Below are 20,861 nucleotides of genomic sequence, written 5' to 3' on the forward strand. Positions count from 1 at the left end.
ATAAAAACTCTACGTTGCAGTAGAGGTTATTTTGACCACCCCTAGCAGCTAAAAGCCTAAGCCGATATCATCGGCTTGGGCTTTTTTAATGGCGCTAGGATATGGGGCTACGGTTGATTATTGGTTTTTGGTTGATTACTGGTATTTGGGACAGCATCTGGCGTCACTGGCAGCTCCTCCACAGGCACATCTTCAGCATAGATGCCTACGGCAGCATCGGCATTGCCGTCGTTATCGATATCGACAATATCAGTCGGCTTAAAGCCAGTAACCTCAGCGGGTTGCTCTTGAATGATGGCGGCCACTTCTTGCGGCGTAGCAATTCGGGCAGAGCCTGCCGCATCAATAGCGCGCTCAGCTTTTGCCTCTGGAGAGCGTGCTGGTAGGTTAACAAGATCGACGATATTACTGTGCTCTGACACAGGGATAACAGTGCCCTCGACCAAGTTAGCACCGCCGCCCAATACTTGATATAGCTCAACTTGGCTAATTACTTTAGCTTGCTCAAGCTCCAAGATGCTCTGCTGCGCTGCAAACTTCGAGCGCTCAGCGTCTAAGACATCTAGATAATTGGACAAGCCCGCTCTAAAGCGTGCTTGTGCAATCTGGTAGGTCTGATCAAAATTGTCTTGAAGCTTATATTGCGAGTCAAGTTGTAAGTCTAAGGTTGCACGATTGGCAAGCACATCGGCGACTTCTTTAAAAGCGGTCTGGATAGACTTCTCATAGCGATTGAGTGCCTGCTCTTGTTCTACTTTAGCCACTTCATAGTTGGCATCTAGCTGACCGGCATCAAAAATAGGCACGCTAATAGAGGGGCCAAATGACCAACCCACTGCGCTATTTTTGAATAAGTTCTCCAGATCGCTACTGGCCGCACCAACGCGGCCTGTCAGACTAATAGAGGGAAAATAAGCCGCACGTGCGACATCAATATTGGCACCGGCCGCTTTAAGTAAGTACTCTGCTTGTAGCACATCAGGGCGATAGCGCAGCAGCTCGCTTGGAAGTCCAACATTGAAAGCACCTTGAATATTAGTAATGTTAGACACCGCGGTTTGCGGTATCAGCTGCTGTGGTACTGGGGCGCCAATGAGGTACTGAAGGGCAGTCAGCGCTTTATCGATATTTTGCTGAGCGCGGTAAACGGCAATCTTAGCATTCTCAAGTGATGCCTCGGCTTGCAGGGTAGGGAGCTTAGGATCAATCCCTGCCTCAAAGCGCTTTTGCGCGATGAATAATGACTGCGCGCGGCTGTCTACGGTGGCCCGGGCCAGCGCCAGCTGTGCCATGCTATAGCTTAAGTTGGTATAGCTTTGTGCAATATTACTAATTAAGCTAATCTGAGCTGAATCCTTCGCGGCAGAAGTTGCCAGATAGTTCTGTAGAGCTTGGTCTTTTAGGCTGGATATCTTACCCCAAAAGTCAAACTCGTAACTGGCCATACCTAGATTGACGCTATAGCCGCTACTTGGATTTTTATCTATCGCATTATTGGCAGAGCGTTCATAACCAGCGCTACCATTAATCGTCGGTACATCGCGAATATCAGCGATTTGATATTGAGCTCGCGCTCTTTTAATCGCTAATACTGCATTCTCTAAGTCTTTATTATTCTTAAGACCTAACGCTATTAGCGCCTTGAGACGATCATCACTGTAAAACTCCTGCCAACGCGCAGCCGCAATACTAGGCATCTGCGGCGTACTAACGGTATCTTTGTCACTGACTTGATAAGGCTGATTGATAGGCACATTTGGCTGGGCCAATACTGGCTGAGAGTCTACCTTTGGGATTGTTTGGCATGCGGCCATACTTATGGACAATGTTGACAGCACCACTAGCTTACCGTAGCGCTGACTCTTAGATAGCCGTGAGGACATCTTAATATAAGACTGCTCGCTCGATAGTGGCTCTATGCGTCCCTTACGTCCTAAATATGACGGTGTCAGTTTAGATATTGGTTTGGCAAATTTTAATCGAAAACTCATTTTATATTATCTCCAAAGCTGACAGGCTGATGTCCGTCAGGGGAAGCTGGATAAGTCTGACCTATGGTATCACCTTTTTTCAAAGTGTCATTACTCAAATCAACACCTGAATCATGAGGGCCACTACCACCAGGACCCTCTTTAATTGGAAATAGGCTGCGTACCCAAATATAGAACATGGGGATAAAGAATATCCCTAAGAAGGTGGCGCTAAGCACACCACCGAGGACGCTAGTACCGATAGCATTCTGGCTACCTGAGCCGGCGCCAGTAGCGATAAATAGTGGCACTACACCAATACCGAAGGCAAGCGACGTCATAATAATAGGGCGTAGACGCTGGCGAGCCGCTGTCATGACGGCCTCTTTTAAGCTATTGCCGTCTTCTTGATGCTCTTTGGCAAATTCAATAATCAAGATAGCATTTTTGGCGGATAGACCTACGACGGTGAGCAGCCCAACTTGTAGATAGATATCATTGGCAAAGCCGCGCAGTAAGGTCAGGATAGCCGCTCCTAAAACACCAAGTGGAATGACTAGCAACACTGAAAAAGGTATCGACCAACTCTCATAGAGCGCAGCTAAGCACAAGAATACTACTAAAATAGATACCGCATAGAGTAGGGGCGCTTGGTCGCCAGACTTCTGCTCTTCTAATGACATGCCGGTCCACTCAAAGGTCACGCCATCAGGCAGCTGGGCGACCAGCTGCTCCATGGTACTCATGGCTTCACCTGTACTAAGACCGGGGGCTGCGCTACCTTGAATATTCATTGACGGTAGACTGTTATAACGGGTTAGTCTTGGTGAGCCAGATTGCCATTCGCTACTTGAGAAGGCGTCAAATGAGATCATCTCGCCGTTGTCATTACGCACATACCATTTGCCAATATCGCTTGGGTTGGTGCGGCTGCTAGGCTCACCCTGTATAAAGACCCGCTTAATCCGGCCGCGATCGACGAAGTCATTGATATACGCTGAGCCCCAAGCGGTCGATAGTACCCCATTGATGGCTGGCATCGATAGCCCATAAGCGGCAGCTTGCTCTTGGTTGATATTGACCTTAAGCTGCGGCGCATCTTCTTGACCATTGGGGCGAACACCTGTGACCTGCTCGCTTTGCGAAGCCATACCCAGCAGCTGGTTTCGCGCTGCCAATAAGCCTTCGTGACCTATATTGCCTGCATCTTGTAGCATCAAATCAAAGCCGCTAGCATTACCGAGCTCGGTGATGGCGGGTGGAACAATAGCGAAGACTTGTGCCTCATTTAACTGAGTAAAGAAGTAGCCATTGGCCCGCTTAGCGACAGACTGTGCTGTGTTATCAGCACCTGGTCTATCGTCCCAATCTGTCAAGCGTACAAACGCTAGCCCCATGTTTTGACCTTGACCGGCAAAGCTGAATCCAGCCACAGTAAATACCGAGGCGATATTATCAGACTCTTGAGAATTATAAAAATTGCTCACCTTGTCCAAAACGGCCTGAGTCTCATTAAGTGTAGACCCCGCAGGCAGCTGAACCAAGGTAAACATAATCCCTTGGTCTTCTTCAGGTAAAAAGGAGCTAGGAATCCGCAAAAAGATAGCCGCCATAATACCAATAATAGCGGCGTAGCCGATAAGATATAACCACTTAAAGCGAATGCTATTACCAACGAAACGCTCATAAGCAAGACTTAATCTACTAAAGGTGCGGTTAAACCAACCAAAGAAGCCTTTTTGATCGCTGCTCTTGTCATGTGATTTACCGCGTTTTAGCAGGGTCACACATAGAGCAGGAGTGAAAACCAAAGCTACCACAGCAGAAAGTACCATGCTCGTAATAAGCGTGATAGAGAATTGACGATAGATAACGCCAGTAGAGCCGCCAAAGAAAGCCATCGGTACGAATACCGCTGACAATATCAAGGCAATACCAATGACGATTTTACTAATCTCGCCCATCGACTGAATGGTTGCGTCTTTGACCGAAATGCTGGGGTTCTCTTCTAATATGCGCTCTACGTTTTCGACCACAACGATGGCGTCATCGACCAAAAGTCCAATGGCTAATACCATAGCGAACATGGTCAGTACATTAATACTAAAGCCGGCGATATAAAGTATGGCAAAGGTACCCAAGAGTACCACTGGTACAGCTAGGGTAGGAATAATCGTCGCTCGCCAGTTCTGCAAAAAGATAAACATGACGATAAAGACCAGTACAATAGCCTCAAGTAGGGTATGCACAACTTGCTCAATGGACAACCTAACAAAGGGGGTGGTGTCATAAGGGACGACGGATACTAAGCCGGTCGGGAAGTTTTGCTCCAGCTGTGCCATACGATTGGCGACCAGCTCGCGAGTGTCTAGTGCATTGGAGCCAGGTGCAAGAGAGATACCAAGACCAGCGGCCTCTTGACCATTGTAAAGTGAGATAACGCTATAGTTCTCACTGCCAATCGCCACATCAGCAACATCGCCTAAGCGGACTTGAGCGCCTGAACTGTCGGTTTTTAGCAAGATATCTTTGAATTCTTCTGGTGTTTTAAGATAGCTCTGTACGGTGACGGTAGCATTGATCACTTGCTCATCCGTAGCCGCAGGGGCTTGTCCGAGCTGGCCTGCTGATACCTGAGCATTCTGTGCGCGCACGGCTGCGACCACATCACTTGGCATCAGGTTATAGCTTCGTAAGCGAGCAGGGTCGAGCCAGATGCGCATGGCATAAGATGAGCCAAATACTTGAACGTCACCGACCCCTTCCACGCGGCTTAGCTGATCGACGACGTTAGAATTAATATAGTCGGCAATATCTGCTCGATCCATACTGCCATCTTCAGAGATAAAGGCTTGAACCATCAAAAAGCTGCTTGAGGCCTTATTGACATTGACCCCTTGACGTTGAACTTCTTGTGGTAATGAGCTCATCGCTGCTTGAAGCTTGTTTTGCACCTGTACCTGAGCGGTATCACCATCCGTACCATTTTCAAAGGTCAAGGTGATGGCAGCACCGCCATTTGATGAGCTAGATGACGACATGTACATTAAGCCATCGAGCCCTTTCATGCGCTGCTCGATAATCTGCACCACAGAGTTTTCTACTGTCTGTGCATTGGCACCAGGATAGCTGGCACTGACCGTAATAGTAGGCGGTGCAATACGCGGATATTGCTCAATCGGTAGGTTGATGACCGAGATGATCCCTACCAACATGATTAAGATAGCGATCACCCAAGCAAAAATAGGGCGATTGATAAAAAAACGTGACATAGTAAATCCCTAGGTCTTGCTATTGCTGTTGGGTTAGTTGGCCGCTGTGTTCTGATCAGCAGCGTCGCTATCTGCTGCCGATGCCGCGTTGGCTGCTTGCATCGGTGTCTTTGGTGCTGATTTGTTATTATTCGGCGTAGTAGAGGCAGTAGCTGGCGTATTGCTACTATTTGAGTTAGGGGTCTCAACAGGCTTTGCGACCACTTCTTGCTCTGGCTGAACCTTAGAGCCACCGGTTATCACTACTTTTTCACCGGATTTTAGACCAGCTGTAATGATCCACTTGCCTTGGTAAGTGCCGTCGATGGTGACGGGTCGAACTTGGATCTTATTATTGCTATCGACGATATAGACTTGGGTCTCACCTTTTGGGCTACGAATAATAGCGCTTTGTGGTAGTAATACTGCATTGCTAATGACACTTTGAATTAATCGAGCTGAGACATACATGCCGGGCAATAGCAGGTTTTGCTCATTAGGGAATACCGCCCGGAGAGTCACCGCACCAGTAGATTCATCAACCTTGGCTTCAGCGAGTGCTAGCTTGCCGCGAGCAGGATAGGTCGAGCCGTCTTCTAGTACCAGCTCTACCGTATTGCCACCAGGCTGCGCCTCGCCACTGGCCAGCTGTTGGCGCAGCTTTAGTAAGTCAGAAGAAGACTGGCTAATATCGACATAAATAGGACTTAACTGTGAGATAGTCACTAATGGTGTCGCTTGTGAGGCATTCACTAAGGCACCCGCAGTGACCTCAGAGCGTGAGGTTTGACCACTAATTGGCGCACGGACAATAGTACGACTGAGGTCTAGTTGGCTCGACTTCAGCCCAGATTGCGCAGCCGAAATATTGGCTTTAGCACTCTCTATCCCTGCTTTGGACTGGGCAATATTAGCCTGAGCGCTTTGTACTGCGGCCTGAGCTGTACGTAAGGCGGTAACGGCTTGGTCAAACTGCTGCTGGGAGATGGCGTTAATCTCGACTAAGCCTTTGAGGCGATTGACATCGGACTCAGCTTGCATGAGCGTAGCTTGGCGGCTATTTAGCTCTGCGACGGCATTGTTATAGTTAGCCTGAGAGGTCACTAAGCTTGCTTCAGCTTGGGCGACTGCAGCCTGACCACTCTCGATAGAGGAGTTATAGTTGTCGGTATTAATACGATATAGTGCCTGACCTTTTTTGACAGGTGAGCCTTCACGAAAGAGCACCTCATCGATAATGCCGCTAACTTGTGGCCGTACATCGGCTGTCTGATAGGCTGTAGTACGTCCAGAGAAAGTCTGAACTTGGGGCACGGTCTGAAAGGTAACAGGTGCGACATTGACAACCGCAGGTGGCATTTGCTGTGCAGCTGCAGCGCCGGCTTCAGCAGACTCATCCTGCTTATCACAGCCGGTGAGTGTCAGTGCAGAGCCAGATAAGGTGGCTGCGATCATCAGCGCAAGATAGGGATGCTTCATTCATGTCCTCGGCGATATAGTAATTAATAAGTCAGACTTAGTTAGCAAATAAGGTGGTACTGACTCACAAGTTAAGTAATATAGATTATCAAAAGTTAATGATAGTACGGTTTAGTATCAGGCATTGGCTGTTCAGTACGCTACTCTCGTCTCTATTAGAATGGTTTAAGATCAGCCCCAATGACTTTGACACAGAACAGTAAGGGTGACTAACAAAGCAGAGCATGTACGGTAAAAGTCCATTTTTAGTAGTTTAGGGAGCTTGTAGCGTTTAGCAGTCTTGACGGTATCTTAGTCATAAAATTTTATGAGGCTCGATTAGCCCTTAGCTAGTCAGCCGGTAGCTATTTTATAAAAGCACCTTGGTATAAGTATCAATTTTATTGAGCCTAACTGTTTATAAAGTCACGGTCTTTGCTTTTTTCTTTATAAAGTATCATTGTTTATAAAGTATAAGTCGCGCACTATTAATACTAGCTCGGCCGGTCTGAACTGGCGAATTAATAATCGTTAAGCTATAAACTATAAGGGTATGCGCCATCCTACCTTCGGACGATACAGCTCATCAAAGTGGCTATTATAAACTATAGGGTATACCCCCTAGTCAACCCTATAATGAAGAATAATGTTGGTAAGCTGCCCCCTTGCCAAGCTGCGAACAAGTCTAATTTGCTATAGCAGTAAGTAGCTGCTCTTTTATTATGACTTTAATTCTATATAGAAACTGATGACAACCTTACGTTAAGAATTGTTAACCTTACTATCCCTATAAGCATCTGAATCATGAAAATGGCGCTTTAAGAGGGCAGTTTTATGAGAGGACTGAGTCGCTAAGTTAAGGGCAGCTCATATAATAATTTCAGTCTAGAAATAATACAGGGACATGGGGTGAGTTCTTTGTGGTTGCTGCCAGTATCGCCGCCGTAAGCCAGACAAATATTAGATAAGGGCGTATGAGTATCCAATCCTCATAAGCGGTTAGAAATTAAAAAAGAAGCAATTGCATTAAACAGCGACATCACGAAAATAAAGGGTAGAAAACCAGCAACAGGAATAGCGCAAAGGGCGCTACTTACATAAGTAAGATCTTAATTTAAATCGAAACGTGTAGTCAGTTAAGCTATATTTTCAATTACTTTCAATTAACGCTAGGGGCGTAGGGCAGGTTTATGGTTAGGTAGATTCAGGTTATAGGGGCGCGACAGGTTATACTGCCTAAAGTATTTGTCACTTTTGGCCAGTACATTGTTACCCGTCACGCACATAACCTGTGAATATTACCGCCGCTTAACCATGGTCATCAGCATAGCGTAAGTGATAAATAGCTAACCAGATGATTGTAGAGACTTAGACCAGCCGCGCAGTAGCAAGCTCAGTTAGCTGATATAAGCCATCGCGGTAGCGATTGTCAGGTAGTTTTGCCAATGCGTTTTGTGCCAGTTCGGTCTCACTTAAAGCGCGAGAGCGGCAATAGTCTAGTGAACCAGAGCGCCGGACCAATTCGATGAGCTTATCTGCTTGATCTGTTTTGCCCGTCTGCACTGCGATACGCAGCTTATCAAAACTCTGTTTATCGGTATCTTTTAATAGCTCTAAGGCTTTAATCGTCGGTAGGGTAGGCTTACCTTCAGCTAGGTCGTCACCGAGGTTTTTGCCCATAGTCTCGCTATCGCCACTGTAGTCAAGGATATCGTCGATGATTTGAAAGGCATTACCAAAGTGCTGACCAAAGTCGGATAACGCTTCAAGGTATTGAGGCTGCTCTTGTAAGATTGCAGCGCCTTGAGTGGCCATCATAAATAGCCTTGAGGTCTTGCCGTCGATAATACGCAGATAATCCGCTTCTGTGGCACTGGGGTTATGCTGGTGCTGTAGCTGCAGCACCTCACCCTCAGCGATATCACAAGTACCGTCTGAGAATAGCTTAAGTAGAGGTAGACTGCCAAAGCCTACCAACAGATTGAAGGCACGAGCAATAAGATAGTCACCGACCAACACTGCTGTTGCGTTGTTCCAGGTGGCATTGGCTGTAGGCTTGCCACGGCGCAGCCCTGACTCATCGATGACGTCGTCATGAACCAAGGTAGCTGTGTGCAGCATCTCAGTGATGGCGGCTAAGTGCATGGCGGCTTCAGATGGCGCATCATTGAGCATCCGTGAGCACAGTAAGGTAATAAGTGGGCGCATGCGCTTACCACCAGCATTGATCACATGCTGGGAGACACTCATCACCAGCTGGACTTTGGAGTTTAAGCTGCCGAATACTTGCTCATCCATAATGGCAAAGTCATCAGCAACGATAGATTGAATGTCGGCATAGGTGGTCTGAGTGGATATTATTGACGTCATGGATAGCTACTTTGTAATTATAAAAACAAAAAGGAATAAGTCTGGATAATTGAATCAATAGACAAGGCTGAATTTTGACAATAAAGTGCGCAGATAACAAGTGTAAATCGTGACAAAGTTACTTGAGTTAACAAGTAATGCCCTTAACCACAGCATTAGCTGTCAATCTTTACTATGTACTTCATAAGTAGAGGTAATAGGACAATGGCTGTTATTTAACGCAATCGCGCCGCTTAAGTGTTAAACCACTTTTAATTTACTATAGAAGAGTTAGAGAAGAAGAATTAGAGATAATTTATACCGTCGCAGTCATAGCCTAACTGCTCACCAGTCAGTTTTTACCAGCCGCCCGTTTAGCGTCATTGTGACATCTCTTTAGAGGTTTGGGTGTAGTGGTTTAGATATAGTGGTTTGAGTGCCGTTGCTGAGCTATAGTCCTCAGCCACATGTGGCTCTTACACGTAAAATTACTTGCAAATAAAGCAAAAAACACGTAAAATTCCGCCTTTAATTTTTCCCTGTCGTGTTCGTTGTCGAAGTGTTGTCATTATGGCAGCCACGGCACACGGGTTAAACGGAGCTAGGCATATGTACGCAGTAATTAAAAGTGGTGGTAAACAGCACCGAGTTAGCACTGATGAGCTATTAAAAGTTGAGCTTTTAAAAGCTGAAAAGGGCGAAACAATTAAGATTGAAGACGTCCTAATGGTCGTCGATGGTGATGATGTCAAAATTGGTCAGCCTATCGTAGAAGGAGCCAGTGTTGAAGCTGAAGTGGTCGATCATGGCCGCGGCGAAAAGATTCGCATCATCAAACACAAGCGCCGTAAGCATTACCATAAAGAGCAAGGTCACCGCCAGTGGTACACCTTGTTAAAAATCAAAGCCATTAACGCTTAAGATTTAAGCTTAACTATAGCTTGGTTAGGTAGTGTGGCTTTATTATTTTAGATAAGCTAGAGTACTAACTATAGCGAATGAATAAGCATTAAGTACATTGTAATAAGCAAATTGGCTAGATAAATATGTCGCAACCGCGATAAATTAACAAGGAGATTTTCTCATGGCACATAAAAAAGCCGCAGGTTCAACTCGAAACGGTCGTGATTCAAACCCTAAAATGCTTGGTGTAAAAGTATTTGGTGGTCAAGACGTCGTAGCGGGTAACATCATCGTTCGTCAGCGTGGTACTGAGTTCCATCCAGGCGAAGGCGTTGGTATGGGTCGTGACCATACTTTATTTGCTCTAAACGACGGTGTCGTTAAATTTGCTACTAAAGGTAAATTTAACCGCCGCTACGTTATGGTCGAAAGCGCTTAATTTATTAGGCTCTTTTTATTCGTTATATTTTGCACCTAAGCTGCAGTCGAACGAATAGATCTGAACCCTATTATCCTCGTGATAATGGGGTTTTTTGTTGGCGATGAATACTAATGCATATTAGCTTGTCTAATTTATAGGGTAAGTTTTTTATTGAAGTTAGCGCGTTCAGACACAAGTTACAAGTGTCTATAAACCGAGAAGGAATCAGTAGGGTTCATTGCAATTATGGACTAGGCGCGTAATAAAATAACTGGCACACTGTTATCAACATTTATTACTACCAGACATTACCTATCAATCACTGCTTTTATATTTTATACACAGATAGCAGATATATGTAGATTGATGAAAGTGATTAAATGATTATGAATCATAGGGACTAATTACAGTCACTAGTTAATAGTTATCAATAGGCGTCAAGCATAGCTGAGTCTGGTGAGTATTATTTTTGCAATAAGAGGAAGGACTTATGACAACCCTAAAGATCAAGAATAATTTCGTGCGCGGTGCTTTAATAGGCGGCTTGATTACCTCAATGAGTGTCGCTGTGCCTATGGTAGCTATGACTCAGACAGCTAGCGCAAAGGCCGCTGATAACCTGACGGCTGCCAAGCGATTGAATAAACTGCTTACTAATACCAAAAGTATGACTGCTAGCTTTACACAAAATACTAAGGGTGCAAGTAGCGGGCAATTAAGCTCAGGTAATGGTAATTTTTCTGGGGTAATGAGCGTCCAGCGGCCTAATAACTTTCGCTGGGAGACCAAGTCGCCCTCAGAGCAGTTAATCGTCGCTAACGGTAGCTCACTTTGGATCTATGATAAAGATCTAGAGCAAGCTACCAAACAAAATGTAGACGCCCAGATTGGTAATACCCCTGCTTTACTATTGTCAGGTGATCCTAATAAGATCGATCAAAACTTTAAAATCACTCAGCCGCACGGTAATAAAAACTATTACGTACTGTATCCGAAGTCAGATAATGCCAGCTTTAAGAGTCTCTCAATTAGCTTTAGTGGTGGCAAACCGGTAATGATGGTGTTGAATGACTCACTCGGTCAGACAACTTCTATCAAGTTTAATAATATTAAGCTTAACCCAAGTATAAGCGCGAGCCAATTTAAGTTTACTCCGCCCAAAGGGGTTGACGTTATCAATCAATAAGCCCTGAGCTTAGATTCTAATAATGGTGCTAACGGGCTTTTAGAATATTGTATATTTTAGAATACTGTATGATTGTAAGCCATTAGTGAATAGCTATTAGCTGGAAGGGTTCAGACAGCAAGTGTCTGCATTAGAGCTGATTTAGTTATCCTACTTTAAGCTTGAACACTTATAGCCAAAAAACCTGAGCTTAGGCTCAGGTTTTTTTATGCATAACTTGCTGATTTATATTAGTAATACCGGTACGTAATTGTTATGGCTAGCCATTCGGTTATAGGGAGAGTTAACAAATAATTAAGTGCTAAGGGTGTAAAGAAGATGACCGATTAATTCAGTTTTAAACTGGCATTTAAAAGTCAAAATGCGTATAGTAGGCAGTCAATTTAAGCCAGTTATCACACCGAATCTTTAGACCGTTAATTCTGAGATTAAGCCGACCAAGTGTAGCACTTAACAGGTATTATTTGCTTGGTTTCAGAGGCCTTAGACGTATTACTGATTGGGGAGAGAAGATGACCAGCGCTATAGTTATGGTGGTATAATGCTCATAAGAGCGCTAGCCTCTAACTCGTCTATTAGCCTCTCTATACTCTCTTCGTCGAAGTAGTTATCTCATCTTACGCCACGCGGTCGGTGACATTTGCCGTCAGTCTGCAGACGGTAGCTAATTGGTATCGACTATTCATCGTACCGTGATAGACATCCAGCATTTGGGTGAGGAGCACATATCTTTATGTCTGCCTTCAATTGGTCAGCACTTGCTTTTTTATTGGCTGCCGTCGCCTTAGTCGTATTTATGCTAACGGTGCCTCGTCTACTGGGCGGGCGCTCAAAAGGGTCACAAAAAGAAGAAGTCTTTGAGTCAGGCGTTGTCGGAGCAGGCAGTGCTCGAATTCGTATGTCTGCAAAGTTCTACTTAGTGGCCATCTTCTTTGTCATATTTGATTTAGAGGCTTTATATCTATATGCCTATGCTGTCTCAGTACGTGAGACCGGGTGGGCAGGATTCATCGTAGCGACTGTATTTGTTGTGGATTTATTGATTGGCTTGGTCTATGCGCTAAGCTTAGGCGCATTGAACTGGGCACCAGTAGATAAACTACGTAAAAACCGCGCTCGGGCAGTGTCCGCGCCGGCGAATTTTAATTTGGCGGATATCACTAAGTTCGATGGGATTGATGAATTGCGCACTGACCCTACAGGTAAAGTACCTGCTCAATCGTCGGGGCAGATTAATGTGTCCAATGACATTGAAGCCAACCGTCAGCATCTGCGTAATATCGATCACATCAATAGCACAGGTAATGTGACCTCAGTGGACTTTAAAAGTGCTAAGACCTCATCGGTGCCTCCTAAGCCGCCCAGCTAGTAGCATTGGTAGCTTAAAGTAGTACGTGCCACACCGAGTTAGCAAAGACGCCTATCTTTTCAGAAGGCGTTTATAATGATAGTAGTCCAGCACCCAATCCAAAGGTGGTAAGTTATGAAGTATACGTTGACCAAAGCCAATCCCGATGCGGAGACTTATCCAGCTCAGACTCGTCAGACTGTCAACGACCCTATTGAAGATGAAGTGAATAAAAACGTCTTTATGGGCCGTTTAGAAGAGATGGTGAACGCGTCAGCTAACTGGGGGCGCAAGCATTCATTATGGCCTTTTAACTTTGGTACCTCATGCTGCTACGTTGAGTATGCGACCACTTTGACAGCGGTTCATGATTTATCCCGATTTGGTGCAGAAGTTATCCGTGCCTCGCCGCGTCAAGCCGATGTGATGATTGTCGCGGGAACCTGCTTTATCAAGATGGCACCCGTTATCCAACGTCTCTACGAGCAGATGCTCGAGCCTAAGTGGGTTATCTCGATGGGCTCTTGTGCCAACTCTGGTGGCATGTATGATATCTATTCAGTTGTACAAGGCGTCGATAAAATCATCCCAGTTGATGTCTATGTGCCAGGCTGCCCGCCGCGTCCTGAGGCGCTGATTCAAGGACTTATGCTGCTACAAGACTCTATCAGTAAAGAGCGTCGGCCTTTAGGTATCCATGTCAATGATCAAGGTATCTATCAGCCACAGATGCTGCCTGAACGTGACCGCAAACAGGCAGATCGAATCGCTGTCAAAAATCTACGCAGCCCAGACAGTATTTAGTCTTCAAGAGGTTAAGTAGTATTTTGTAATACAGATTAGATAAAATTGAGATTAATTAGCTAGACAACCATCAGCAGTGTAGTAGACGACCGTTATTCGACGAACCGTTAAGAGTTACATTGCTAGAGTTGTCATCGCCATTACTGAACGCTCTATTGTCGTCAATGTTCATGACCGTCATCACAATCAATGACTGACGTCAGGGTTAATAATTGTCGTCAAGATTAATGAAGGAAGAAGCCATTCATGGTCACGGTAGTTGAAAATAAAGATCCCGCAATCAGCCAGATCCCTGCAGTGATTAAAGAGCTTGGGCATCGCTATTCAGGTAAGTTTGTTCAGCAGCCGACTTGCGATGGTATTCCGACAGTCTGGGTCGCCCGTCAAGATTTACTTGATATCTTGATGTACCTTCGTACCCTACCAAAGCCTTATGTGATGCTGCTCGACCTGTCTGCGATGGATGAGCGGCTACGTCAGCACCGAGATGGCCTGCCTGATAGCGACTTTACCGTGTTTTACCATCTTATGTCGTTAGAGCGAAATAGCGATATTCGCCTTAAAGTAGCGTTAAGCGAAGATGATCTAAGTGTGCCCACTGCCACCAATATTTGGCCCAATGCCAACTGGTATGAGCGTGAAGTCTGGGATATGTTTGGTATTGTCTTTGATGGTCATCCCCATTTAACCCGCATACTATTGCCGAAGTACTGGGAAGGTCACCCCCTAAGAAAAGAGTATCATGCTCGTGCTACCGAATTTACTCCTTATTTCTTGAATGCTGCCAAACAACAGTTTGAACAAGAAAATCTACGATTCGTCCCTGAAGAGTGGGGCATGAAGCGCTCGGGCCGTGATGAGGACTTTATGTTCTTAAACTTAGGGCCAAACCATCCATCAGCTCACGGTGCGTTTCGCTTAGTGCTACAGCTCGATGGTGAAGAGATTATCGATTGTATCCCTGATATTGGCTACCATCACCGCGGGGCAGAAAAGATGGCTGAGCGCCAGACTTGGCACTCCTATATCCCTTATACCGATCGTATCGACTATCTTGGCGGTGTTATGAATGAGCTGCCTTATGTGATGGCAGTCGAGCAGTTAGCAGGCATCACCGTACCACCGCGAGCGCAGACCATTCGTGTGATGATGAGCGAGTTCTTCCGAATCACCAATAATTTGTTGTACTTTGGTACCTTTATTCAAGATGCAGGCGGTATGACGCCAGTATTCTATATGTTTACTGATCGGCAAAAGGCTTATGACGTCATCGAAGCGGTCACAGGCTACCGTATGCATCCGGCATGGTTCCGCATTGGCGGTACAGCGGCAGACTTACCACGTGGCTGGCATCGCTTGGTACGCGAGTTTTTGGACTGGATGCCTAAGCGTCTCGACGAGTATGTCAAAGCTGCTATGAAAAATAGTGTCTTACAAGGGCGTACGCAAAATGTAGCTCAGTATAATGCCAAGCAAGCTTTGGCTTGGGGCGTCACTGGTGCGGGGCTTCGTGCTACTGGCGTGGAGTTCGATCTGCGTAAAGCCCGTCCTTATATGGGCTATGAGAATTTCGACTTTGAAGTGCCAGTATTCCATAATGGCGATGCTTATGACCGCTGTATGGTCAAAATTGAAGAGATTCGTCAGTCGCTACGAATCATTCGTCAGTGCTTAGACAATATGCCGCAAGGTCCATATAAGGCGGATCACCCTCTTGCTGTTCCGCCACCAAAAGATCGCACCTTAAATGATATTGAGACCTTGATTAATCACTTTATCTCGGTATCTTGGGGGCCAGTAATGCCTGCGGGTGAAGCATCTATGATGGTGGAGGCGACAAAAGGCATTAATAGCTACTATATTACCTCAGACCGATCCACCATGAGCTACCGGACTCGAATTCGTACGCCAACATTCGCGCATCTCCAGCAGATGCCGTCTGTTATCAATGGCTCATTGGTATCAGATGCTATTATTTATTTGGCTTCTATTGATATTGTCATGGCCGATACGGATCGCTAAATTTAACAAGATAGTGGTCAAAAAGATTGACTATAGTGGTACAAGACGACTTGTAGATATTCATTATTATTACCAGCAATGCCGATTAAGGCTACGCCCGTAAGTAAAGCCTGCTAGTAAAGAGAGAGCCATGATTAAGATTGTTTCTGACAAAGCGCCCACGGTAGATATTCACAGTATATTGACGACTGATGAGATAGCGGCGATTCATGAGTTTATGAATCATTACCCGCAGTCCCGCGCCGCTTCATTAGATGCCCTAAAAATCGTGCAAAAACGTAACGGCTGGGTGAATGATGCGCAGGTCAATGCCATCGCTAATATCTTAGATGTGCCTGTTACGGATATCGAAGGGGTAGCGACTTTCTTTAACCGGATATATCGCTCACCAGTTGGTCGTCACGTCATCTTAATCTGTGATTCAGTGGCCTGCTACTTAACTGGCTACGAAGCGCTCAGTGCTGAGCTAAAGCGGCAGCTGGGTATCAACTACGGTCAGACCACAACTGATGGCCGCTTTACCTTATTACCAATCTGCTGCTTGGGCAATTGTGACAAGGGACCGGCCGTATTAATAGATGAAGATACCTATGGCCCAGTGACCCCTGATGAAGTCGCACAGCTACTGGAGTTATACCCATGAGTTTATCGTTATCTGAGCAGTTAGAAGCCCGCCGTCAAGGCCGCGCTCCTAGTCAATTGAATTCGCAGCGTGTGCCTATCTATGGCGATAAGGCCTCAGCGACTAGTGAGACACGACCTCTGACTTGGCGACTGGCACATCATGATGCAGTGCTGGATCTGGCCACTTATCAGTCTTTAAAAGGATTTGAGGGGCTAAAAGTTGCTCTAAATCAGTCCGCTAAGGAGACCTTGGGCACGATTAAAGATGCTGTGGTCAAAGGCCGTGGCGGTGCAGGCTTCCCAGCGGGACTGAAATGGACCTTTATGTCGCCACCAGATGGCGGCCCACGCTATCTTATTTGTAATGCAGATGAGATGGAGCCGGGTACTTTTAAAGATCGCCTACTGATGGAGCGTCTACCCTTTCAACTTATCGAAGGGATGCTCATCTCCGCTTATGCCATTGGGGCAAACGCTGGGTATATCTTTATCCGCGGTGAGTATATTCTCGCTGCTGAGCGCTTGAATGCTGCTCTGGATGAGCTGCGCGAGCATAACCTTCTTGGCGATAATATCTTAGGGTCGGACTTTAGCTTTGATCTGCATGTTCATACGGGTGCTGGCCGCTATATTTGCGGTGAAGAGACCGCATTGATTAACTGCCTTGAGGGTCGCCGAGCCAATCCGCGAACCAAGCCACCATTCCCGCAAGTATCGGGCGCTTGGGGGAGACCAACGGTGGTGAATAACGTTGAGACGTTAAATAATATGCCAGCGATTATGCTTCACGGTAGTGACTGGTATAAGTCGTTGCCAAAAGCGCGAGGCAAATCTGAGACACCAGGTACTAAGATCTTCGGCTGCTCAGGACTGGTTAATGACCCTGGGCTATGGGAGTTACCATTTGGCTATACTGCCCGTGAGATTATTGAAGACTTTGCAGGCGGTATGAAAGAAGGTCGTAAGCTAAAAGCATGGCTGCCAGGCGGCGCCTCGACTGACTTTTTGACCAGTGAGCATCTGGATGTGGTCATGGACTTTGATAGCATTCAAGGCGCGGGTAGCCGGATGGGAACGGGGCTTATCATGGTCGTCGATGAGTCACAAGACATGGTGACACTACAGCAAAATTTACAGATATTCTTCCAGCGCGAGTCTTGCGGCTGGTGCACGCCTTGCCGCGACGGGCTACCATGGGGCGTCAAAATACTTGATGCTATTAACAATGGTCAGGGCCAGCTTGGTGACGTTGAGAAACTAGAAGGCTTAACTCGAGATCTCTGGCTTGGTAAGACGTTTTGTGCTCATGCGCCCGGTGCTATGGAGCCGCTAATGAGCGCGCTAAAGTACTTTAGACCTGAATTTGACCAAAAGATTGAGCGAGCCATTGGCGTAGACGTCATTGATGCCGCCCAGCAACACAATCCAGCCCAAACCCAAGTAGCGAAATAGGAGAGCGGCATGGCAGTCATACATATAGATGGCAAAAGCGTCGAAGTCGATGGCGCGGACAATCTGCTTCAGGCTTGTTTGTCACTAGGCATTGACGTTCCTTATTTTTGCTACCATCCTGCATTAGGGTCGGTCGGCTCATGTCGCCAATGTGCGGTCAAGCAGTACAACAATAAAGAGGATTATGAGGCCGGAAAAGGCCGCTTGGTCATGTCTTGTATGGTCGCGCCAACCGATGATATGTATATCTCAGTGGATGATAAAGAGGCCAAAGCCTTTCGTCAGTCGATCGTCGAATTCTTAATGACCAACCACCCCCATGACTGCCCAACCTGTGAAGAGGGCGGTCACTGTCATCTACAAGACATGACCTACATGTCAGGGCATAGTCGTCGTCGATACCGTTTCACTAAGCGTACCCATCACAACCAATATCTAGGGCCGTTTATCGCCCATGAGATGAACCGCTGTATTGCGTGTTATCGCTGCGTTCGCTTCTATAAAGACTATGCCGGAGGCGAGGACCTAGGCGTTTATGCGTCGAACAATCGCGTCTATTTTGGCCGAGATAGCGATGGGCAGTTTGAAAGTGAGTTCTCAGGCAACTTAACTGAGGTCTGCCCGACAGGTGTGTTTACTGATAGCACCCACTCTGAGCGCTATAACCGTAAATGGGATATGCAGTACGCGCCGAGTATCTGTCACGGCTGCTCAGCAGGCTGTAATATCTCACCAGGTGAGCGTTATGGTGAGCTGCGCCGAATAGAGAACCGCTATAATGGCGAGGTCAATGGCTATTTCTTGTGTGATCGTGGCCGTTTTGGCTATGGTTATGTCAACCGTGACGATCGTCCTGTGCAAGCTCTTGAGCGCATCAACGACAAGCACGTCAAGATCAATCTAGACTACGCCCTAGAGGAGTCTGTCAAGCGCATCAAGGGTAAAACGCTTATTGGCATTGGCTCACCCAGAGCCAGCCTTGAGACCAACTTTGCACTCAAAAACCTAGTCGGCTTTGACAACTTCTCTACAGGTCTGAACCACCAGCAGCAAGCGCTAGTAAATAAGACGATTGAGGTGCTAAGTACTGAGGGCATTTATAACCCGAGCTTGGATGATATCGAGAGTCATGATGCCGTATTGATCTTAGGTGAGGACATTACTCAGACTTCATCTCGTGTGGCACTGTCAGTGCGTCAAGCAGCAAAGAATAAAGCCCTTAAAATGGCCGCTGCATTGAAGACGCAAGAGTGGCTAGCAGAACCCGTCCAGCGTATTGGTCAAAAACAATACAGCCCGGTCTACGTGGTAGACGTCGTACAGACCAAGCTTGATGATATAAGTAAGGTCAGCTGTGTCGCAACTCCTGAAGATATTGTGAGCTTAGGCTTCGCAGTTGCCTCTGCGCTTAATGAGCTGCCAAATGATTTAGACGAGATTGAGCAAAGCGCCGATGCGTACGATCACTCATCAGAGCAATCTCAGCGAAACGCTGATGATCCAATGACTCAGTTGGCGCAGCAAATTGCTTGTGACTTACTCTTAGCGGATAAGCCATTAGTTGTCTCTGGTTGTAGCCTATCTTCAATTGCCTTACTAGAGGCCGCGGCGCAGGTGACTCAGTCTCTGACCCAAAAGCGGCAGGCTATTAAGGAGGCAGAGCGTCAGCGTGTTGAAGAGCACAACAAAAAGGTCGAAATGGCTGAGCAGCGTAGCAAAACTGACCAACCAGATGAAGACAAAGAGCTGGCCGCTAAGCCTGAAAAATCGCAAACGGACACTGATAAAGAAGCCCAAGATAATGTAGAGCGTGAGCCGGCCGAGAAGCTTGAGCTAAAAGAAGTCAATAAAGACTATATAGCGCAAGCCAGTATCTATCTGACTGTTCCTGATGCCAATAGCATCGGTGTCTGTATGCTAGGCGGCAAATCCGTAGAAGAGATATTGGCCCAAGATTTCGATGTGGTTATTGTGGCGGAGAATCAGCTGACCGATGCCATTAGTGTCGAAAAGCTATCGCAACTGCTTAATAATAAAACCGTCATCGCCGTTGATCATCAGTTACTAGATTGGCATCGTTATGTCGATATCGTCCTTCCTGCCGCCAGCTTTGCTGAAGCTGACGGTACTTTAATCTCAGCAGAAGGCCGCGCTCAGCGCTTCTTCCAAGTTTATGACAATACTTATTACCATCCTCTAAGCTGCATTAAAGAAGGTTGGCGCTGGCTTCATGCAGTACATAGCTACATAGAGGAGACTGATATTGACTGGACTCAATTAGATGATGTCATTAATGCCCTAATTGAGACGCATCCAAAGCTTGCGGCCATAAGAGATGCGTCGCCGAGTGCTGACTACCGCATAAGTGGTCTGAAGATCGCTCGTGAGCCGCGGCGCTACTCGGGACGTACGGCGATGCGTGCGCCACTGTCCGTCCATGAGCCCATGCAGCCTAAAGATTTAGATACCGCCTTGACCTTTTCAATGGAAGGCTACAGCGGTGATAAGACACCAAGCGCGATGATTCCATTTGCCCAAGCACCAGGCTGGAACTCCCCGCAAGCGTGGAATAAGTATCAAGATAAGGTCGGCGGTCATCTCAAAAATGGCGACCCTGGCGTGCGAATATTTGACCAATTACCGCGCTTACCTAGCCGTCAATATATCGCGCCGCTGCCTACATCGTCGACTACTGACTTACAGCAAGGACAAGCTAAGCTCGTGCCTATTTATAATATATTTGCCAGCTCGCCTATGGCTGTTAGAAGCCCAGTCGTCGCAGCACAATTGCCAGAGCCAGCTTGGCTTGTCGGTGCAGATGATGCAGCTAATTGGTCTTTATTAGAAGGGGAGTATCTACAGATAGAGACTGATGGTCAGCAGATGACCTTGCCTGTGATGGTGGTGCCTTATTTGGCAGAGGGCTGTATTGGCTACCCTGTCGGTCAGGTGAATATAGTGCATCCTATGCTACCTGCGACTGTGCACAAAGTCGATGCGCCGCCAGCAAAAGTAAGCGCGGAAACACATGGCCATGATGACGGCGCTGCCACCAGCGCGCAGGAGGTATAAT

The 20,861-nt window shown here is 46.6% G+C and carries 13 protein-coding genes; 9 read left to right on the forward strand and 4 right to left on the reverse strand.

The window, feature by feature from the left end; translation table 11 throughout:
- Window positions 1-107: 107 nt before the first annotated feature.
- From EGV92_RS12475 to EGV92_RS12490, 4 genes are all read right to left on the reverse strand, one after another.
- Window positions 108-1,991, reverse strand: a complete 1,884-nt coding sequence (locus tag EGV92_RS12475; RefSeq protein ID WP_242678730.1) for an efflux transporter outer membrane subunit — start codon at window positions 1,989-1,991, stop codon at window positions 108-110.
- On the reverse strand, window positions 1,988-5,242 hold the full coding sequence (locus EGV92_RS12480) for an efflux RND transporter permease subunit (RefSeq protein WP_131669637.1): 3,255 nt from the start codon (window positions 5,240-5,242) through the stop codon (window positions 1,988-1,990). The genes EGV92_RS12475 and EGV92_RS12480 overlap by 4 nt, the downstream gene beginning before the upstream one ends.
- 33 nt (window positions 5,243-5,275) lie before the next feature.
- Window positions 5,276-6,700, reverse strand: a complete 1,425-nt coding sequence (locus EGV92_RS12485; protein ID WP_131669638.1) for an efflux RND transporter periplasmic adaptor subunit — start codon at window positions 6,698-6,700, stop codon at window positions 5,276-5,278.
- A 1,347-nt stretch (window positions 6,701-8,047) separates the two neighbouring features.
- A complete protein-coding gene (locus tag EGV92_RS12490) occupies window positions 8,048-9,049 on the reverse strand; it encodes a polyprenyl synthetase family protein (protein WP_131669639.1) in 1,002 nt (333 codons plus the stop codon).
- A gap of 588 nt (window positions 9,050-9,637) precedes the next feature.
- Between EGV92_RS12490 and rplU the strand changes: the two genes are divergently transcribed.
- The 9 genes from rplU (at window position 9,638) to nuoG (ending at window position 20,860) form a co-directional block, all read left to right on the forward strand.
- Window positions 9,638-9,949 (forward strand): 50S ribosomal protein L21, encoded by a 312-nt coding sequence (rplU, locus tag EGV92_RS12495; protein ID WP_131669640.1) that lies wholly within the window; start codon window positions 9,638-9,640, stop codon window positions 9,947-9,949.
- A 163-nt stretch (window positions 9,950-10,112) separates the two neighbouring features.
- A complete protein-coding gene (rpmA, locus tag EGV92_RS12500) occupies window positions 10,113-10,370 on the forward strand; it encodes a 50S ribosomal protein L27 (protein ID WP_131669641.1) in 258 nt (85 codons plus the stop codon).
- Between the two features lie 472 nt (window positions 10,371-10,842).
- Window positions 10,843-11,538 carry an outer membrane lipoprotein periplasmic chaperone LolA gene (gene lolA / locus EGV92_RS12505; protein ID WP_131669642.1) on the forward strand — a complete coding sequence of 232 codons (696 nt, stop codon included), beginning with the start codon at window positions 10,843-10,845 and terminating at the stop codon, window positions 11,536-11,538.
- Between the two features lie 733 nt (window positions 11,539-12,271).
- Window positions 12,272-12,907, forward strand: coding sequence for an NADH-quinone oxidoreductase subunit A (ndhC, locus tag EGV92_RS12510; RefSeq protein ID WP_131669643.1), 636 nt, complete (start codon window positions 12,272-12,274; stop codon window positions 12,905-12,907).
- Window positions 12,908-13,021: 114 nt separating this feature from the next.
- The gene (locus EGV92_RS12515; protein ID WP_131669644.1) at window positions 13,022-13,690 is read left to right on the forward strand and encodes a NuoB/complex I 20 kDa subunit family protein; all 669 of its coding nucleotides are present in this window, start codon (window positions 13,022-13,024) and stop codon (window positions 13,688-13,690) included.
- A 246-nt stretch (window positions 13,691-13,936) separates the two neighbouring features.
- A complete protein-coding gene (gene nuoC, locus EGV92_RS12520) occupies window positions 13,937-15,712 on the forward strand; it encodes an NADH-quinone oxidoreductase subunit C/D (RefSeq protein ID WP_131669645.1) in 1,776 nt (591 codons plus the stop codon).
- A gap of 133 nt (window positions 15,713-15,845) precedes the next feature.
- Window positions 15,846-16,355: an NADH-quinone oxidoreductase subunit NuoE gene (gene nuoE, locus EGV92_RS12525; RefSeq protein WP_207401806.1), complete on the forward strand. Its 510-nt coding sequence runs from the start codon at window positions 15,846-15,848 to the stop codon at window positions 16,353-16,355.
- The gene (gene nuoF, locus EGV92_RS12530; protein ID WP_131669647.1) at window positions 16,352-17,788 is read left to right on the forward strand and encodes an NADH-quinone oxidoreductase subunit NuoF; all 1,437 of its coding nucleotides are present in this window, start codon (window positions 16,352-16,354) and stop codon (window positions 17,786-17,788) included. The genes nuoE and nuoF overlap by 4 nt, the downstream gene beginning before the upstream one ends.
- 9 nt (window positions 17,789-17,797) lie before the next feature.
- On the forward strand, window positions 17,798-20,860 hold the full coding sequence (gene nuoG / locus EGV92_RS12535; protein ID WP_131669648.1) for an NADH-quinone oxidoreductase subunit NuoG: 3,063 nt from the start codon (window positions 17,798-17,800) through the stop codon (window positions 20,858-20,860).
- Window position 20,861 lies beyond the last annotated feature (1 nt).

It is taken from the genome of Psychrobacter pygoscelis (assembly GCF_004335015.1).
In the GTDB taxonomy this organism is placed as follows: domain Bacteria; phylum Pseudomonadota; class Gammaproteobacteria; order Pseudomonadales; family Moraxellaceae; genus Psychrobacter; species Psychrobacter pygoscelis.

What these genes read in the sequence shown, in the direction of transcription:
- rplU (WP_131669640.1), top strand. Translation starts at nt 9,638, where the DNA reads ATGTACGCAGTAATTAAAAGTGGTGGTAAACAGCACCGAGTTAGCACT.
- EGV92_RS12480 (WP_131669637.1), bottom strand. Translation starts at nt 5,242, where the DNA reads ATGTCACGTTTTTTTATCAATCGCCCTATTTTTGCTTGGGTGATCGCT.
- EGV92_RS12515 (WP_131669644.1), top strand. Translation starts at nt 13,022, where the DNA reads ATGAAGTATACGTTGACCAAAGCCAATCCCGATGCGGAGACTTATCCA.
- EGV92_RS12485 (WP_131669638.1), bottom strand. Translation starts at nt 6,700, where the DNA reads ATGAAGCATCCCTATCTTGCGCTGATGATCGCAGCCACCTTATCTGGC.
- EGV92_RS12475 (WP_242678730.1), bottom strand. Translation starts at nt 1,991, where the DNA reads ATGAGTTTTCGATTAAAATTTGCCAAACCAATATCTAAACTGACACCG.
- nuoC (WP_131669645.1), top strand. Translation starts at nt 13,937, where the DNA reads ATGGTCACGGTAGTTGAAAATAAAGATCCCGCAATCAGCCAGATCCCT.
- EGV92_RS12490 (WP_131669639.1), bottom strand. Translation starts at nt 9,049, where the DNA reads ATGACGTCAATAATATCCACTCAGACCACCTATGCCGACATTCAATCT.
- nuoG (WP_131669648.1), top strand. Translation starts at nt 17,798, where the DNA reads ATGGCAGTCATACATATAGATGGCAAAAGCGTCGAAGTCGATGGCGCG.
- rpmA (WP_131669641.1), top strand. Translation starts at nt 10,113, where the DNA reads ATGGCACATAAAAAAGCCGCAGGTTCAACTCGAAACGGTCGTGATTCA.
- ndhC (WP_131669643.1), top strand. Translation starts at nt 12,272, where the DNA reads ATGTCTGCCTTCAATTGGTCAGCACTTGCTTTTTTATTGGCTGCCGTC.
- lolA (WP_131669642.1), top strand. Translation starts at nt 10,843, where the DNA reads ATGACAACCCTAAAGATCAAGAATAATTTCGTGCGCGGTGCTTTAATA.
- nuoF (WP_131669647.1), top strand. Translation starts at nt 16,352, where the DNA reads ATGAGTTTATCGTTATCTGAGCAGTTAGAAGCCCGCCGTCAAGGCCGC.